Origin of the sequence: Nitrosomonas oligotropha (assembly GCF_900106555.1) — a bacterium.
Classification (GTDB): Bacteria; Pseudomonadota; Gammaproteobacteria; order Burkholderiales; family Nitrosomonadaceae; genus Nitrosomonas; species Nitrosomonas oligotropha_A.
Map to the genome: position 1 here is coordinate 49054 of NZ_FNOE01000007.1, position 16778 is coordinate 65831.

The 16778-nt window shown below is 48.1% G+C and carries 16 protein-coding genes; 13 read left to right on the top strand and 3 right to left on the bottom strand.

Annotated features, from left to right (window positions below; all coding sequences use genetic code 11):
- Window positions 1–98: 98 nt before the first annotated feature.
- The 7 genes from BLU57_RS05680 (at window position 99) to BLU57_RS05710 (ending at window position 9780) form a co-directional block, all read left to right on the top strand.
- Complete coding sequence (locus BLU57_RS05680) at window positions 99–2204, top strand: glycosyltransferase (RefSeq protein ID WP_176776374.1); 2106 nt, start codon at window positions 99–101, stop codon at window positions 2202–2204.
- 40 nt (window positions 2205–2244) lie between these two features.
- A complete protein-coding gene (locus tag BLU57_RS05685; protein WP_090317611.1) occupies window positions 2245–3264 on the top strand; it encodes a glycosyltransferase family 2 protein in 1020 nt (339 codons plus the stop codon).
- A gap of 74 nt (window positions 3265–3338) precedes the next feature.
- Complete coding sequence (locus BLU57_RS05690; RefSeq protein WP_090317614.1) at window positions 3339–4280, top strand: glycosyltransferase; 942 nt, start codon at window positions 3339–3341, stop codon at window positions 4278–4280.
- Window positions 4273–5163, top strand: a complete 891-nt coding sequence (locus tag BLU57_RS05695) for an NAD-dependent epimerase/dehydratase family protein (protein WP_090317617.1) — start codon at window positions 4273–4275, stop codon at window positions 5161–5163. Before BLU57_RS05690 ends, BLU57_RS05695 begins: the two co-directional genes overlap by 8 nt.
- 77 nt (window positions 5164–5240) lie before the next feature.
- The gene (locus BLU57_RS05700; protein ID WP_090317620.1) at window positions 5241–7019 is read left to right on the top strand and encodes a type I secretion system permease/ATPase; all 1779 of its coding nucleotides are present in this window, start codon (window positions 5241–5243) and stop codon (window positions 7017–7019) included.
- A gap of 59 nt (window positions 7020–7078) precedes the next feature.
- Window positions 7079–8431 (top strand): HlyD family type I secretion periplasmic adaptor subunit, encoded by a 1353-nt coding sequence (locus BLU57_RS05705; protein ID WP_090317622.1) that lies wholly within the window; start codon window positions 7079–7081, stop codon window positions 8429–8431.
- A 74-nt stretch (window positions 8432–8505) separates the two neighbouring features.
- The gene (locus tag BLU57_RS05710; RefSeq protein WP_256206166.1) at window positions 8506–9780 is read left to right on the top strand and encodes a TolC family outer membrane protein; all 1275 of its coding nucleotides are present in this window, start codon (window positions 8506–8508) and stop codon (window positions 9778–9780) included.
- Between the two features lie 73 nt (window positions 9781–9853).
- On the opposite strand, the gene BLU57_RS05715 is transcribed toward BLU57_RS05710, so the two are convergent.
- Window positions 9854–10327, bottom strand: a complete 474-nt coding sequence (locus BLU57_RS05715) for a DUF5658 family protein (protein WP_090317628.1) — start codon at window positions 10325–10327, stop codon at window positions 9854–9856.
- A gap of 222 nt (window positions 10328–10549) precedes the next feature.
- On the opposite strand from BLU57_RS05715, the gene BLU57_RS16475 reads away from it, so the two are divergent.
- Window positions 10550–11191, top strand: a complete 642-nt coding sequence (locus BLU57_RS16475; protein ID WP_090317631.1) for an FxDxF family PEP-CTERM protein — start codon at window positions 10550–10552, stop codon at window positions 11189–11191.
- A 70-nt stretch (window positions 11192–11261) separates the two neighbouring features.
- On the opposite strand, the gene BLU57_RS05725 is transcribed toward BLU57_RS16475, so the two are convergent.
- Window positions 11262–11960: a response regulator transcription factor gene (locus BLU57_RS05725; RefSeq protein WP_090317634.1), complete on the bottom strand. Its 699-nt coding sequence runs from the start codon at window positions 11958–11960 to the stop codon at window positions 11262–11264.
- Window positions 11961–11966: 6 nt separating this feature from the next.
- Between BLU57_RS05725 and BLU57_RS05730 the strand changes: the two genes are divergently transcribed.
- Window positions 11967–12218, top strand: a complete 252-nt coding sequence (locus BLU57_RS05730) for a hypothetical protein (RefSeq protein WP_090317637.1) — start codon at window positions 11967–11969, stop codon at window positions 12216–12218.
- A 397-nt stretch (window positions 12219–12615) separates the two neighbouring features.
- Window positions 12616–12819, top strand: a complete 204-nt coding sequence (locus BLU57_RS05735; protein WP_090317641.1) for a cold-shock protein — start codon at window positions 12616–12618, stop codon at window positions 12817–12819.
- Between the two features lie 79 nt (window positions 12820–12898).
- Here the strand turns inward: BLU57_RS05735 and BLU57_RS05740 are convergent, their stop codons facing one another.
- Window positions 12899–13195, bottom strand: coding sequence for a DUF1353 domain-containing protein (locus BLU57_RS05740; protein ID WP_143026940.1), 297 nt, complete (start codon window positions 13193–13195; stop codon window positions 12899–12901).
- A gap of 469 nt (window positions 13196–13664) precedes the next feature.
- Here BLU57_RS05740 and argJ point away from each other — a divergent pair, with 469 nt between their 5' ends.
- From argJ to BLU57_RS05760, 3 genes are read left to right on the top strand one after another with little or no spacing between them, the layout of a single operon-like run.
- The gene (argJ, locus tag BLU57_RS05750; RefSeq protein ID WP_090317647.1) at window positions 13665–14891 is read left to right on the top strand and encodes a bifunctional glutamate N-acetyltransferase/amino-acid acetyltransferase ArgJ; all 1227 of its coding nucleotides are present in this window, start codon (window positions 13665–13667) and stop codon (window positions 14889–14891) included.
- An 18-nt stretch (window positions 14892–14909) separates the two neighbouring features.
- Window positions 14910–15797, top strand: a complete 888-nt coding sequence (locus BLU57_RS05755; protein ID WP_090317649.1) for an ATP-binding protein — start codon at window positions 14910–14912, stop codon at window positions 15795–15797.
- Window positions 15794–16762: a Nudix family hydrolase gene (locus tag BLU57_RS05760; RefSeq protein ID WP_090317653.1), complete on the top strand. Its 969-nt coding sequence runs from the start codon at window positions 15794–15796 to the stop codon at window positions 16760–16762. Before BLU57_RS05755 ends, BLU57_RS05760 begins: the two co-directional genes overlap by 4 nt.
- Window positions 16763–16778 lie beyond the last annotated feature (16 nt).

A 16778-nucleotide genomic window follows, 5' to 3' on the forward strand; every position in this document is an offset into this window, starting at 1 on the left:
ATGCCGTTCAATTGCTGCTCCACAAAATATCAATAAGAAACCGTTGCATTTCAATGGGTTTCAGAAACACGTCAAAACCAACGAAAGCAAGCCTACAAATGACCAAACTATTTAAATACGTTCCAGCCGCATTAAACATTCTAAAAACACAAGGAGTTCGTGCGTTACTCACACGAATCCACAGAAAGTGCTTTTCTGCCCCTCAGAAAGCCCAGCCACATAAAAATGATTATTCAATTGCAACCCGCTATCACTCACTGAGTTTTCCAGAGACCCCTAATCCCGATATTTCTATTGTCATCCCGGTTCACAACAAACATTTATATACTTTCACCTGCCTGAAATCGATTCATGAAAACAGTGGAGAAAGTGCCTATGAAGTGATTGTCGTCGATGATGCATCAACCGATGACACCTCCAAGATGCTCAGTAATATCAAAGGAATTACAGTCATCCACAACATAGAAAATAAGGGATTCATCTATTCTTGCAATGCCGGAGTGAATACCGCAAAAGGACGTTTTATCGTACTGTTAAACAACGATACAATCGTCACTCGTGACTGGTTGAGTGCGCTAACAAAAACATTTTCAGATTTTCCAGATGCCGGATTGGTGGGAGTCAAACTGGTTTATCCTGATGGCAAGCTGCAAGAAGCCGGGGGTATCGTGTGGCAGGATGCTTCAGCCTGGAATTATGGGCGCACCGATGATCCGGAAAAACCGGAATATTCCTATTGCAGAGCCGTTGATTATTGTTCGGGAGCTTGCTTAATGATTAAACGGCAAGATCTTGTCGATCTCGGGCTATTGGATGACTACTATACCCCCGCTTATTATGAAGACACCGATCTCGCTTTTCGTGTCAGGAAGACTGGAAAAAAAGTGTACTATCAGCCCGCCGTTACGGTCATTCATTTTGAAGGCGTATCTTCTGGAACAGATGTTACACAAGGCACCAAACGTTATCAGACGGTTAATCATGAAAAATTTTATCGACGCTGGCGCGAAACACTGCAATCTCACCGGCCCAACGGAGACATGCCCCATCTTGAGAAAGAACGTGACGTCAGTAAGCGTGTGCTTGTCCTCGATGATCTGGTTCTAATGCCCGATAATGATTCCGGCTCATTACGCATGTTTAATTTGCTGCAAATTTTCAAAAAATTAGGATACAAAGTTAGTTTTATCGCAAAAACGCTTGCATATCACCCGGTTTACACACGAAGAATGCAGTCTATCGGTATCGAATGCTTTTATTTGCCTTATTTAGAATCGATTCATTCGCATTTGATAGCACATGGGCATCTATACGATGTTGTATTACTCAGCCGGGTCAATGTTGCTGAGCAATTTATAGATACCGCAAAAAAATACTGCACGAATGCAATGATACTGTTCGATACGGTGGATCTACATTTTTTGCGTGAACAGCGGCAAGCTTTGATCAATCAGGACAAACAGCAATTAGCTGCAGCCGAAAGGCTAAAACTGCAGGAATTGAGTACTGCACGTAAAGCGGATAAAACTTTATTAGTCAGCCCGGTAGAAATTGAATTATTTAAACAAGAAGCCCCCGATGTTCCGGTAGCACTATTATCGAATATTCATCAAAACCAGGAAACGGTTTACGGCTATCAAGAAAGAAAAGATATTCTGTTTATCGGCGGCTTTGAACACCGGCCTAATGTAGATGCAATGGAATTTTTTATTAACGAAATTTTCCCGATACTCCATTCATTAAAAACGGGTTTAAAACTTTTGATTATCGGCTCCAATATTCCCCCAAAAATTGCTGCTCATGCTTCTTCGCATATCATTATTAAAGGCTTTGTATCAGACATAAAACCAATTTTTGATCGTATCAGACTATCTATTGCCCCCATTCGTTATGGTGCTGGCGTTAAAGGCAAAATCAACACCAGCATGACTTACGGTGTGCCGGTAGTTGCCACCACAGTCGCAGCCGAAGGAATGAATCTCACGCACGGCAAAGACATCCTGGTTGCAGACACTCCGGAAGACTTCGCCAGGCAAATTGTCCGCGCCTACGATGATGAACAACTGTGGACAAGTTTATCCAATTCAGGAAAAGTTAATATCGAGGAGCATTTCTCATTTGCTGTTGCCGAACGCCAACTGCGTAATATTTTGCAAGATGGCCAGAATTCCAAAAATACGATCAACCAAGCAATCAATGCGTGAGTAAATCATACTTAATCATGAATCATGAGCTGCAAAACGAATGACTCGCGCACAGCCCCCTTTTAACCCTTTTATTTCTGTTATCGTTGTCAACTACAATTCCGGAGAGATGCTGTCCAAAGCCTTGTCTGCATTAGCGGAGCAAACTTACTCAAATTTTGAGGTCATCGTAATAGATAACCACAGCGTGGATAGTTCTTGGCAGGCGGCCGAGAAAACAAACTTCCCATGCCGCCTTGTTCGCCTAAACGAAAATACCGGTTTCGCAGCTGCCAATAACCTCGCCGTAGCGGATTATATTCAAAGTGATTGGATTTTTTTTCTGAACCCTGATGCTTATCCTGAGCCGGAATGCCTGGAAGAAATTGTAAAAAACATTCATAGGATTCCGGATGTCGATTGCTTTGCCTGTGCACTGATTGACGCAAATAATCCATCGCACTTGGATGGACTGGGCGACAGTTACCACCTATCCGGATTACATTGGCGCACCGCCCATGGATACCCTTGCGATATCACTCCCAAACAGCCGGTAGAGATTTTTTCAGCATGTGCAGCCGCAGCGATATATCGCACCGAAACATATCGCCGCTTAGGCGGCTTCGATGAAACTTATTTTGCTTACTCTGAAGATGTCGATCTTGGTTTTCGTCTGCGACTCAGCGGTGGTAAAAGCCTGTTACTACCCAGAGCTAAAGTGCATCACGTCGGTTCAGGCATCACAGGAAGCTCGAGCGACTTCTCTGTTTATCATGGGCATCGTAACTTAACCTGGACATTTATCAAGAATATGCCCAGTCCGCTAATTTTTATCCTCATGCCGATCCATATCGCCATGATTCTTTACGTGGGATTTTATTATGCTGCTTCTGGCCGTCTTAGGCTTTATTCGCAAGCCAAAATCGATGCCTTTAAGCATATCGGACAACTATGGGAACAAAGAAAAAAAATTCAGCGCAAGCGAATCTGTTCTTGCTTAAGCTTACTGCAAATGATGGCTTGGTTGCCACGCAAGGCTTTTATTAAAGCATCTGTCAAACTAAAGGACACAACCCATTGACACCATGAGATAATTACCGATAATACTGAGCAGCAGTTATTTCATCTCATAGTGGCCTTATTTAAAGATAGACAATGTACGCTCCACAACAAATCTGTCACGACATAAAAGAACGATGCAAACAATCCATATCTGTAATAATTGTCAACTATAACGCCGGTCGAATATTAACCCAGTGCGTTCAGGCAGTTTTGCAACAAGTGCAGCAAGTCTTGGTCATTGACAACGCCTCATCTGATTCCAGCCTGTCAGAACTTGAATCCAGTTTTTTCGCAGATAATCACCTCCAGATAGTTCGCCTGAATAGTAATGCTGGCTTCGCCGCCGGTTGCAACACTGGCCTTGGCGCGGCAACGCAACCTTATATCCTTTTCTTAAATCCGGATTGCATCCTGCAGGAAAACTCACTACAGCGCATGATGCAAGTCATGGAATCGGATCCTCGCATCGGTATGATTGGCGGCTATCTCGTTAACCCGGATGGTTCCGAACAAGGCGGCGGGCGGCGCGCGATCCCTACGCCATGGCGGGCTTTCGTACGCGCTTTCGGTTTGCATCATCTGGAAAAATACTCGCCACGGCTGTTTTTTGATTTTCATCTGGATAAACAGCCTTTACCCCAAACTCCAATCGAAGTTGAAGCGATATCCGGCGCGTTGATGTTGGTAAAGCGTCAGGCCATCGACGATGTCGGCTCTTGGGACGAACAATATTTCCTGCATTGCGAAGACTTGGATTGGTGCATGCGATTCAAGCAAAAGAACTGGAAAATTGTTTTTGTGCCGGATGCACCGGTTGTTCATTTCCAGGGAACCTGCAGCCGCGCCCGGCCGTACTTCGTTTCTTGGCATAAACATAAAGGCATGCTGCGTTTCTACCGGAAATTTTTCCGGCAGCAATATCCCGGCATATTAATGGGATTGATTACATTAGGTGTATGGCTGCGCTTCAGCGCCACAGTGCTGGTTTATGCAGCCCAAAATTGTTACCGGATGTTGAAATTCAAACATGAATGAGCAACGCGTTGGATTGCTGGGTGCAACGAGCTTAGCAGGAGAATGTTTAATCAGGAAACTGATTGAGTATGGCTGGCATGTCACCGCATTCTCTCGTCATTCCATCACAAACAAAACACTGGACGCACAAATCACGTGGCAACAATTTGCTACAATGGATAGCACAAAGGCTTGCAATGAAGGCCGTGAAATTCGCGCTTGGTTATGTGTGGCACCAATTTGGGTGTTATCCGAGCATTTTGATCTTTTATCGGCTTATGGCGCTCGACGGATCGTCGTATTATCCTCCACCAGCCGTTTCACCAAAAATACTTCATCCGATCCCAACGAAAGGAAAATTGCACAACAATTGATTAAAAGCGAAGAGTTACTGCAAACATGGGCCGCCGCACATGAGGTAGAATGCGTCATTTTGCGCCCGACACTGATTTACGGATACGGGCGTGACAAAAATATTACTGAAATCGCACAATTTATCCGCCGGTTTGGGTTCTTTCCCTTGTTCGGGTCAGCGAGCGGTTTGCGGCAGCCAATCCACGTGGAAGATGTAGCCGCTGCATGTTATGCCGCACTGAGCAGGGAAAATTTGACCAACCGGACCTATAATCTCAGCGGCGAGGAAACTTTGACCTATCGCGCAATGGTTGAACGCGTATTCACAGCGATGAACCGTTCTCCACACATGTTGACAGTGCCGCTATGGCTTTTTCAGATCGCAACATGGGGACTACGATGGCTGCCGAAATACCGCAATTGGACCACGGCAATGGCGGAAAGAATGAATCAGGATTTGAAATTTGACTGGTCCGAAGCCAAGCGGGATTTAGATTTTTCTCCACGACCATTTAAACTGACGGCAGAAGATTTACCGGGTCAACATTAACAATCGACAACTATAATCAATTCAATGGATCACGTATTCACTGATGAATTATTCAACTCCATGGCATTTATATTCAAATGAAGTTCAAATTTAAAGCGCCTCAGAATGAAATCGCGCAGGTACTGACCAGCTTTAAAAAAACCTTTAGAAACATTGGTGTTTTTAGCGCAGTCATCAACATGTTGATGCTCATGCCGGCCATTTATATGCTGCAACTTTATGACAGCGTATTAACCAGCCGCAATGAAATGACTTTACTGATGCTGACATTGATCATGTTAGGTGCCTACATTTTTATGGGCGCGCTGGAATTCGTCCGCAGCTTTGTATTGATTCGTGTCGGTGCGCAACTCGATATGAAATTGAATAAACGCGTTTATACCGCCGCCTTTGAGGAAAGTCTCAAAAAGGGCGATAGCAATGCCGGGCAAGCATTAAAAGATTTGACCAATTTACGGCAATTCCTGACCGGGAATGCCTTGTTCGCTTTTTTTGACGCACCGTGGTTTCCGATTTATTTATTCGTGATCTTTATGTTTCATCCCATTCTGGGCGTTTTTGCTTTATGCGGTACAACCCTGTTAATGGTGTTGGCCTACATCAATGAAAAAATCTCACATAAACCTTTAGCCGAAGCTAATTCAATGGCGGTTGCATCCACCAATATCGCCTCCAATAATTTGCGCAATGCCGAGGTCATCGAGGCGATGGGCATGCTGCCTAATCTCCAATCCCGCTGGTATAAACTGCATCGCCGTTTTCTCAATCTGCAGGCCGAAGCCAGCGAAAAATCCGGTATCGTCACCGCGCTGTCGAAATCTTGCACTGTCGCATTGCAGTCGCTGATGCTGGGGTTAGGCGCCTTATTGGTTCTGGATAACAGCATTACGCCGGGTATGATGATCGCCGGTTCAATTCTATTGGGCAGGGCCATTGCACCCGTACAGTTACTCATCAGTGTATGGAAACAAATTGGCGGCACCCGCAGCGCTTATGAGCGTTTGACCAAATTACTCGACCAGAATCCGGAGCGGAAAGCCGGTATGGCGCTGCCTAAGCCGCAAGGCTTTATTGCGGTTGAAAATGTCACCGCAGCCCCGCCCGGCAGCAAATTTCCCGTGATCAAGGGATTAACTTTCTCTCTCGCTGCTGGTGAAGTGCTCGGTGTCATCGGTCCAAGCGGATCGGGAAAATCAACTCTAGCGCGCTTATTAGTCGGCGTTTGGCCGGCAGCGGCAGGCAAAGTCAGATTGGATAATGCCGATGTTTATCTGTGGAACAAGGACGAATTGGGCCCACATATCGGCTATTTGCCGCAAGATATTGAACTCTTTGCTGGCACGGTTTCGGAAAACATCGCTCGTTTTGGTGAAATCGATGCGGAAAAAGTTATTCTGGCAGCCAAACGTGCCGGAGTTCATGAAATGATCTTGAATATGCCGGAAGGTTACGACACGCATCTGGGTGACGGCGGCGCCGGTCTTTCCGGCGGACAAAAGCAACGCATCGGTTTGGCGCGCGCCATGTATGACGATCCATCGTTGCTTGTTCTCGATGAACCCAACTCAAACCTGGACGATGTGGGAGAACAGGCGCTTCTGGCCGCCATCACCGATCTGCGCAAACGCGGCAAAACAATCGTTTTGATCACGCACCGCACCAGTATCCTCGGTGCAACCACTAAATTGCTATTATTGCATGATGGCACAGCAAAAATATTTGGGCCGACCAATCAGGTAGTGGAAGCATTGGCTAAGCAGCAACAGGCTCAGCTGGCACAAAAAAAGGCGGAGCAGCAAGCCGCTCAAAACCAGACACCGCAAACTATCAATGCAGCCGATTCTAAAACCGGATAATTTTACTGCGTCTTTCAACCATATATTGAGAAAACACTGATTACCGGACAGGAAGAATAATGAAGCTTGCAGTGGAAGAAAAAAAGACCGTCGTTGAACATGCGCCAACCGATTTATCTCATCAGGTCGAAACCGATGAGACCCTCCATACCAAATTGGGCTGGTGGATCGTCCTGGCAGGCTTTGGCGGATTTATTCTGTGGGCGACTTTTGCACCGCTGGATAAAGGCGTGCCAGTTCCTGGTACGGTTACGGTCGCCAGTCATCTGCAAGCAGTCCAGCATCAAATCGGCGGCATTATCGACAGCATTCTGGTGAAGGAAGGCGATCATGTCGCAGTCGGCCAAGTTTTAGTCCGGATGAATGATGTTCAGCTCAAAGCACAGGCTGAAATCACCCGCAGTCAACTATATACCGCGCGCGCAGTGGAAGCGCGTCTATTGGCGGAACGCGATGGCATCAAGGAAATCACTTTCCCGCAGGACTTGCTCACACTCCAGCATGATCCACGCATCGCCAGTAACATCATCACTCAGAACCAATTATTCACATCGCGCCAGTTAGCCTTGCATCATGAAATCGCGGCACTGGAAGAAAATATTGCAGGCTCAAAAATGCAATTGCGCGGACTGGAAGCATCGCGGAGCAGTAAAAATGCGCAATTGAAGTTCCTGGAAGAACAGCTTGTCAATCTGCGCGACTTGGCTCAGGATGGTTTCGTCCCTCGCAATCGCGTATTGGAACTCGAACGCACGTATACCCAATTGACCGGGGAGATTTCTGCGGAAACCGGCAACATCGGCCGCATCCAACGCCAAATAGCCGAACTGGAACAACGGCGCATTCATCGCCAGCAGGAATACCAGAAAGAAGTGCGGCAACAGCTATTCGACATCAAACGAGAAGTGGATTCTTTAAGCAGCCGTTTGAGCGGACAGGATTTTGAACTAGCCAATGTAGAAGTTAAAGCACCCGTCGATGGCATTGTGGTGGGGATGAACGTCTTTACCGAAGGCGGTGTGATTAGCCCGGGGTTTAAGTTGATGGATATCGTTCCGAGCGATGATATGCTGATCATTACCGGGCAAGTGCCGGTTCATCTGATTGACCGGGTGCACGTAGATCTTCCAGTCGATCTTATTTTTTCCGCGTTAAATCAAAAGAAAACCCCTAATATACCGGGCACCGTCACCCAAGTATCGGCGGATCGCCTTATGGATGAACGTAGCGGACTTCCGTTTTATAATATCAAGGCCAAGGTTACACCGGAAGGTATAAAAAAGCTGACCGACCAACAAATACGCGCCGGCATGCCGGTAGAAATATTCATTAAAACCGGTGAACGCTCGTTGATGAGCTATCTATTCAAACCGATCCTGGATCGCGTTCATTCGGCCTTGAGTGAAGAATAACGGTAATGATAGATATCCGTAAAATTTTAATTTTAGCCGGGTTTTTCTTGAGCCCGATCAGCCATGGTCATGCAATGAGCCTCTTAGATGCTTATGAAGCTGCATTACAGCATGACCCGACTTATCGTTCCGCTTATCATGAAAATGAGGCCGGACAACAAGCCGAGGCCATCGGTTTGGCAAGCTTGCTGCCCAACCTTTCAATCACGCATACACAAAACAAAAGCTCAGGAACCATTACGGGTAAAACACAAACCGGCCAGAGTGTTTCAGACGTTGTTACTTTTGATAGTCAGATAAGCTCGTTGACTTTGCGTCAACCTTTGATCAATTTGGAAGCGGTAGCGAGTTATCGCATCGGAAAAGCACAAGCCGATTCCAGCCGGGCAAAATTTACCGGGCGCAGTCAGCAGCTCATTGTAAGGTTAGTAGAAGCTTATGTGGAAACATTGCTGGCACAAGATCATGTCAAGCTCGTAGAAGCACAGCTGGTTTCCCTTGAGGAACTCAAGCGCGTCAATGAGCGCATGTTAATCAAAGGTGAGGGAACAACGACCGATGTTTTGGAAACGCAATCGAAACACGCCATTGCACAAGCACGTGTTATTGAAGCCAATGATGAGCTGGAAGGAGCTCAACTTAAACTTGAAGCTATCATAGGACAAAAAATAAACCAGTTAGATCGATTGTCCGATGCGTTTAATACGCGCGCCATTCAGTTGCAAGATTATGACAATTGGTATGCTTTGGCGCTGGAACGCAATGCCGAGCTGGTGACACAACGCCATGCGGTAACATCCGGTAAAGAGGAAATCAGAAAGAGTTTTGCCGGACATACCCCGCGCGTCGATTTAGTCGCCAGTTTATCCAAGAACAATAGAGGATCATTTATCACACGCAATCAAGATGCCGAGCTTGGCACAATCGGTGTTGAAGTTAATTTCCCTCTATATGCCGGTGGCCGTGTAAACGCCCTCACGGCTCAGGCTAAAGCGAATCACGCACGCGCGGAAGCCGATCTCGACGCGGTAACCGACAAAGTACTGGTCGAATTGAAAAAACAATACAATCTGTTAAAAAGTGGCATCAAAAAGATTGAATCATTGGAACTGGCAGTCAAATCGGCTGAACTGCTCGTCGATGCAACAGAAAAAAGCATCCGTGGCGGTATCCGCATCAATTTAAATCTTTTGGACGCGCAACAACAACTGTATACCGCACAACGCGATCTTTCACGGGCACGATTTGATTATCTGCTGGCCTATCTGCGCTTGCAGTTAGCAGCAGGCACACTGGTACTGGATGATTTAAGAAATATAGCCAGCTATTTCAAAACCAGCTTGCGTTAGAAAGGCTTCTTCTGTGATCGCACTGCCTGGTAATGAGATCACGACATTCTTTTCCGCTTGCTCCGCTCTCGACTTAAAACGCAGCCGCCAATTCCAGCAGATAGCATTCGTATCCGATCAATGTGCTATACCCAGCGAGGATTGCGTACTTGAGATGCCTGACACGCAAGCACTCAATCAACCGGACGTTATGATGAATAACCAGTAGAATAAGCGCCATCGCGGTAAGCGCCAGTTTTACAGCCACAAACTTTTCTGTACTTTCCTCGATCAGCACCGCCATCAACCAGTTGATCTCTTCACCGCCCTGGTTAAGGATGTTGAGCGTCAGGTAGGCGTCCAACGCGCTCAGTAATAAAATAGCAATGACACAAAACAGCACATTTCCCGTGTAACGATCGACGTACACCGATTTCCCTTTCTCAGACACTCTGCGCTCTCCGATCCGCCTGCCCATTTTGATCCCCACATGGTAAGCGCAGAAAAACGGCATATCCTGACGGCGATCCTGTTTTCTATTATTTGAAACCGCAATTGCATCAATCATAAAAAAGCTCCTACGGATACTGTGCTTACTCACATGATAGCAAAAACAGCGGATAAGAATATCAGCGTAACATCTCTTTATTTCTAGTATAGATGTACTAGAAAAAGAGGAGGTGACACCTATGTACTCAGAGGGCTTGCTGTTTTAAATTGCAGAAGTAAAAACCGAACGAATCAATAAAACAAAACGATACAATTTTTTATACACGATGGAGATTGTGAAATGAACAAGAAAATATTGGCTAATATCACCACACTGGTGATTCTAGGTGCTGCAAGCAGCGCATATGCCGCTCTCACTCCGGACAGTTACAACATGCTGAACGGCAATACCGGCAGTTATAACTACTGGGATGAAACCTACAGCGGTGCAGGTTGTGTGACATGTGATAACGCTGCACTATCTGGCGGCCGTGGCGATCTGACCGATGGAATCATTGCGACCGACAACTGGTTTGTCACTGAAGCACCTGCCGGCAATGGCCCCTATGTCGGCTGGACTCTGGATCCGACCATTACGTTTCACTGGAATGCGCCTGTCAATGTCAGTTCCGTCACTTTTCATTTTGATGACTCAAATGGCTCCGGTGGCGTCAGTGCGCCAGCAAGCGTGGATGTAAACGGGATCAATTTCCTCATTTCGGATCCTGCCGGTTCTGCGCCATTCGCTTTTGTGGCAAATGGCTTATCGTTCACGGGTAACGATCTCGCCGTGACAATCCATAGAAGTCATGCATGGGTTTTCCTGAGCGAAGTCGAGTTTAATGTCACACCGGTCCCGGAACCCGAAACTTATGCGATGTTACTGGCCGGTTTAGGTTTAGTTGGTTTTGCCATTCGCCGTAGAAAAGCAGCGGCTGTTTAATTCCGCTTCATTTTGGATTGAAAATGGGAGCCGAGGCTCCCGTTTTCATTGGTATGGATAAATCAGCCGGCTACCTAACAGGTTCAACAGTTTTGGCATGTTGCAAACGGTAACCATAACCGTAGATTGTCAGAATATCCCACTCACTTCGCGTGGCGAGATTGAGCTTATTCCGGATCCGGCTGATGTGCGTGTCCACGGTACGGGTATCGATTTCCGCCGACAATCCCCATATTTTTTCCAACAGGTGAATTCTCGACAGTAGTTTATTCATATTCTGAAACAGATAGCAGGCCAGCACGAATTCTTTCTGAGTAAGTCCGGCATTTTTGCCGTCGACACAGATTGCTTGATTTTCTGAATCAATTTTGTAGGGGCCGAATTGCAGCATTGCGGGCGGCTTTTCGCGGCTGCGGCGCGCCAGCGTCTCTATTCTGGCGAGTAACTCAAAATGCCGGGAAGATTTCACGAAATAATCATCCGCGCCCATATGTAAAACATTAACGACATCCGATTCACTGTTACGCGAAGTCACGCAAATGATCGGAATATGCCAGTCCATATTTCCCCGGATCCATTTAAGCGCCTCCCCGGCGGTACCATCCGGCAATATCCAATCGATCACAAGCAGATCAAATCTTTTATCCCGGAGTGCCTCGAGAAAGGATGCTATGGTTCCAAAAAATTCACATTGGTAGCGATCGGGCGAAAGCAGTAGCTCATAGATAGCTACCTGAGTGGGCTCGTCTTCAAGTATTCCTAAACGCATAGACTGATGAATTTATACAAGATTGATTTATTGGATATCCGGTTTCTTTCAACCCAGGTAGCGCACATCCTTCCATACGCAGCAACCGGCTGGAATGGTAATCGGGTATTCAAGGTATTTCTTGAATCAAGTATGAAGGGCAAAATGCACTCAATTACAAAAGTTGCCGAACTGTCTGGGTACGCTGCGGATATCACGCCCGGTACCGGCTGCGCCACGTTCAATTTCCTCTCATCAGTCATGGCATTCTCCTTCTGAGCATGAACAGACAAGCAGTGATGCGATGAGAACGGATAAGCTACAAACACAATAAAAATTTTCCAGCTGCATGTTTACGAGTGCAAGATTCGAGCAAAAAACGAAATGATTGCAGTCCACAGTATATCAACTGGAATATTTTCAATCTGAGTTACTGCTTCTTTTTAAACTATCGAATCAATCCGCTAGAGCCACGTTTAGTTTTTAATTCTTGAGTCATCACTCCAGAATTATCAATAAATGCTTGAACTTTGTCAGGAAACGTGTATCTTAGGAGAGTCTTTTGGATTCAAGTTGTGAAATGTGATGCTTATGGTTGAGCTTTTTCCTTGATATTCGATGGCCACTACGGATCACTGTAGAAGAAGTAAATTCATTAATTATTAAGGAAATAAACATGGCAACAGGTGTAGTTAAATGGTTCAATGACGCTAAAGGTTTTGGCTTTATTACCCCAGATAACGGTGGAGAAGATTTATTTGCACACTTCTCTGCAATCAACAGCAACGGTTTCAAATCACTGCGTGAAGCACAACGCGTTACCTTCGATGTAACGACAGGCCCTAAAGGCAAGCAAGCATCGAACATCGTGCCGCAGTAAGTCGAGCGTAAAGCTTAAACAAAAAACCCCGGTCTACCGGGGTTTTTTATGGGCAAAATCCAACAATTATTTCTTCCTTTCAGATCATTACGTTACGGCGCGCACAGCAAGTCCGGTTTAGTATAATTTTTACCAAACAAGTCACTGCCAGATAAACCAAATCTGCATTGAACTTGGACATGCCATCCTCAATGCAAATCTCTCGAAGCAACCAGTCAGCATTCTCACGCGCTTTTTGTGGCAGGTGTTCCTCGCGCATCAATTGATACAAAGCATCATGCACCAGCGAACCACGCATTATTCTTTGGGTATCGAGAACCGGCCCGCTGGCGCCATCCCAGGCGTAATTCTTCTTGATCGTCAGCACACCGCTCATATCCAGAGATCAATAAATCGGGTTGAAATGGGGTAAGACGGGTAAATACTCGTACAGTGCTGGTAATCGCAAAACAGCGTGTATTTATATTGGCGGCGCTTTTTGTAGCTGATGGTTGAGTCCATGCTTACCTCCCTCGTTTGTGAACAAAATCGCAAATCTTTATCTTTACTTCGACTTCACTACGCTTCCAGCATCGGCCTAAAATCAGGCCGTCACCATCAGCATCAGCATCAACTAACCGTATTGCGTACAGCTCGGCAACGCTCGACAATCCTGCCCGCGAAAACTGCGGCCATTTAGGTTTTATCCAGCAAAATTTTTGCTCATAGTGCAAGTTATGGTTAAGTGGTTGTACGCATCATAGCGAAATTCCAGCACGTTACGGGGGAATGATGCTGCAATTTGTGGCAAACGTCACGGCAGATACGGTAGCATAGCGGCTTTTCAATCTTCGTGAGGAATGGCCATGCCTGTCAATATTCCGCCGTTAACGCCTGAACAATTACTGCCCATTGCGGGTGTTGCGCTCGGTATCGCCGAGGCCGGGATCAAAAAGGCCAACCGCAAGGATTTGCTGGTGATGGTGCTGGACGAAGGCACGCAAGCGGCCGGGGTGTTTACGCAGAACCGTTTTTGCGCCGCGCCGGTGACCGTGGCAAAGCAGCATTTGGCGCACGCCGCCATCTGCGCCTTGGTGGTCAACACCGGCAACGCCAACGCCGGAACCGGCGAGGCGGGCATTCAGCATGCGCTGGCAACGTGCGCCGAAGCGGGCCGATTGTTGGGTTGCGCCACGCAGCAGGTGCTGCCGTTCTCGACCGGCGTGATCATGGAGCCGTTGCCGGTCGATAAGATCGTCCAAGGATTGCCCGCTGCGGTGGCGAATTGCAAGGCGGATAACTGGTTCAACGCCGCGCACGCGATCATGACCACGGACATTGTGCCGAAAGCGGCCTCAAAGCAGGTACAGATTGGCGGCAAAACGGTCACGGTGACCGGCATCGCCAAGGGTTCCGGCATGATCCGCCCGAACATGGCGACGATGCTGGGGTATGTCGCAACCGATGCGGTTATTAGCCAGCCTTTGCTGCAGGAGATGGCGCGCTACGCGGCGGATCATTCGTTCAACCGCATCACAGTGGACGGCGATACCTCGACCAACGACGCGTTCATCGTGCTGGCGACGGGAAAAGCCGGGCATGCTGAAATCACGCGGCAAGACAGCAGTGAATTCGCGCAATTGCAGCAAACCGTGACCGCCGTTGCCGCCGAGCTGGCGAAAATGATCGTGCGCGACGGCGAAGGTGCGACCAAATTCATCACGGTGCAAATTGAAGCGGGCAAGGATGCCGGTGAATGCGCTAAAGTGGCTTACGCGATTGCGCATTCGCCGCTGATCAAGACGGCTTTCTTCGCGTCCGACCCGAATCTGGGCCGGATTCTCGCGGCCATCGGCTACGCCGGAATCGATGATCTGAACGTCGACGGCATTCAACTATATCTCGACGACGTGTTGGTGGCGGAAAAAGGCGGGCGGGCTGCCGATTATCGCGAAGCGGACGGGCAGCGCGTGATGAATCAAGCTGAAATCACCATCCGCGTGGTGCTGAATCGCGGTTCAGCCTCAACCACGGTATGGACCTGCGATTTCTCCTACGATTACGTCAAGATCAATGCCAGTTACCGCAGTTAATCGAAAGGCAAACACAACGTGAGCGATTGGGACAAATTCTATAAACGAGCGGACAAGCTGCTCGATCATCTGGAAAAGATACTACCGGCCACGCAACCGGAACCGGAACCGGATTGGCAAACGGCGATTGCTTTCCGCTGGCGCAGGCAGGGAAATAGCGGATTTATCCAGCCGGTATCGCAACCGCACCGCATTACACTTGATGCATTGTGCGGCATCGATGAACAGAAACAACGCATCGATCAGAACACACGGCAATTTGTACAGGGATTTTCCGCCAACAATGTGCTGCTGACCGGCGCGCGCGGCACCGGTAAATCTTCCTTAATCAAAGCGCTGCTGAACAAGTATGCGCAGGATGGGTTGCGCCTGATCGAGGTGGAAAAGCATCATCTGGTCGATCTGCACGACATCGTGGAAAAGATTTATCAGCGCCCGGAGCGTTTCATTCTGTTCTGCGACGATTTGTCGTTTGAAACCGACGAGCCAGGCTACAAAGCGCTCAAAGTGGTGCTGGATGGTTCGATTGCCACGGTTTCCGACAATGTATTGATTTACGCCACGTCGAACCGGCGCCATATGGTGCCGGAATTTATGCGCGACAATCTCGACACCAAGCACATCGGCGACGAAGTGCATCCGAGTGAGGCCATTGAGGAGAAAATCTCGCTGTCGGAGCGTTTTGGGCTGTGGGTGTCGTTTTATCCGTTCAATCAAGATGAATATCTGGACATCGTGCGCTATTGGCTAGCTTATTTCGGTATTCCGGAAATGACCGCGCTGGCGCGTACCGAAGCATTGCAATGGGCAATCGAGCGCGGCTCGCGCAGCGGCCGGGTGGCGTGGCAATTCGCACGCGATCTGGCCGGGCGGCAACCGCCGGTTAACGGCAAACCCGATCAATGAGTGACGTAGCAGCTCCCAGCGCTGCATCAATCCCTATCGTTGAAGTCGTCGCGGCAGTGATATTACGGCCGGATGGCCAGTTTTTGCTGACACAACGACCCAGCGGCAAAGTCTATGCCGGTTACTGGGAATTTCCCGGCGGCAAGGTTGAACCGGACGAATCGCTGCTGCGCGCGCTGGAACGGGAATTATGGGAAGAGCTAGGTATTCACGTCGTCCATGTCCAGCCTTGGATCACACGCATTTTTACCTATACGCACGCCACTGTGCGGCTGCATTTCTTTCGTGTGGTGGAATGGGAAGGCGAAGTTTTGCCGCGTGAGGAACAGGGATTGTCCTGGCAATGGCCGCATCAAGTTGCAGTAGCCCCGGTTCTGCCCGCCAACGGGCCCATTTTGCAATCGTTATTGCTGCCACCGGTTTACGCTATTACCCACGCCGCTGAAATAGGCGTCGAAGCGGCATTGCAGCAGATCGAACGGGCATTACGAAGCGGTCTACGCTTGCTGCAGATTCGCGAAAAGCACATGCCGCCGGATGTGTTACATAACTTTGCCGAGAAAATTCTGGAACTTGCCCGGCCCTATCAAGCAAAAGTGCTGATCAACGGCGATCTTGAATTGGCACGTAAGATTGGCGCGGATGGCGTGCATTTGACGTCGGCGCAGTTGATGACTCTGTCATCCCGCCCCGATCCGGGTCACGGATTATGCGGCGCATCCTGCCATAATGCCGAAGAGCTTTTTGCCGCCGAGCAGCTGGGGCTTGATTTTGCCGTGCTGGGTCCGGTGCAACCGACATTGAGTCATCCGGATTTATCACCACTGGGCTGGAGAAGATTTGCTGCGCTGATTCGCGATTATCCGCTGCCGGTTTATGCATTGGGCGGGTTACACCGGGAAGATTTGCCTATCGCCCAAGAAATGGGCGCTCATGGCATTGCGATGATACGCGGAATCGAATGAATGCAAGCGGAAAGCA

What these genes read in the sequence shown, in the direction of transcription:
- BLU57_RS05695 (WP_090317617.1), top strand. Translation starts at nt 4,273, where the DNA reads ATGAATGAGCAACGCGTTGGATTGCTGGGTGCAACGAGCTTAGCAGGA.
- BLU57_RS16475 (WP_090317631.1), top strand. Translation starts at nt 10,550, where the DNA reads ATGAACAAGAAAATATTGGCTAATATCACCACACTGGTGATTCTAGGT.
- BLU57_RS05715 (WP_090317628.1), bottom strand. Translation starts at nt 10,327, where the DNA reads ATGATTGATGCAATTGCGGTTTCAAATAATAGAAAACAGGATCGCCGT.
- BLU57_RS05730 (WP_090317637.1), top strand. Translation starts at nt 11,967, where the DNA reads ATGAATTTATACAAGATTGATTTATTGGATATCCGGTTTCTTTCAACC.
- BLU57_RS05680 (WP_176776374.1), top strand. Translation starts at nt 99, where the DNA reads ATGACCAAACTATTTAAATACGTTCCAGCCGCATTAAACATTCTAAAA.
- BLU57_RS05760 (WP_090317653.1), top strand. Translation starts at nt 15,794, where the DNA reads ATGAGTGACGTAGCAGCTCCCAGCGCTGCATCAATCCCTATCGTTGAA.
- argJ (WP_090317647.1), top strand. Translation starts at nt 13,665, where the DNA reads ATGCCTGTCAATATTCCGCCGTTAACGCCTGAACAATTACTGCCCATT.
- BLU57_RS05700 (WP_090317620.1), top strand. Translation starts at nt 5,241, where the DNA reads ATGAAGTTCAAATTTAAAGCGCCTCAGAATGAAATCGCGCAGGTACTG.
- BLU57_RS05740 (WP_143026940.1), bottom strand. Translation starts at nt 13,195, where the DNA reads ATGAGCGGTGTGCTGACGATCAAGAAGAATTACGCCTGGGATGGCGCC.
- BLU57_RS05685 (WP_090317611.1), top strand. Translation starts at nt 2,245, where the DNA reads ATGACTCGCGCACAGCCCCCTTTTAACCCTTTTATTTCTGTTATCGTT.
- BLU57_RS05710 (WP_256206166.1), top strand. Translation starts at nt 8,506, where the DNA reads ATGAGCCTCTTAGATGCTTATGAAGCTGCATTACAGCATGACCCGACT.
- BLU57_RS05690 (WP_090317614.1), top strand. Translation starts at nt 3,339, where the DNA reads ATGTACGCTCCACAACAAATCTGTCACGACATAAAAGAACGATGCAAA.
- BLU57_RS05705 (WP_090317622.1), top strand. Translation starts at nt 7,079, where the DNA reads ATGAAGCTTGCAGTGGAAGAAAAAAAGACCGTCGTTGAACATGCGCCA.
- BLU57_RS05725 (WP_090317634.1), bottom strand. Translation starts at nt 11,960, where the DNA reads ATGCGTTTAGGAATACTTGAAGACGAGCCCACTCAGGTAGCTATCTAT.
- BLU57_RS05735 (WP_090317641.1), top strand. Translation starts at nt 12,616, where the DNA reads ATGGCAACAGGTGTAGTTAAATGGTTCAATGACGCTAAAGGTTTTGGC.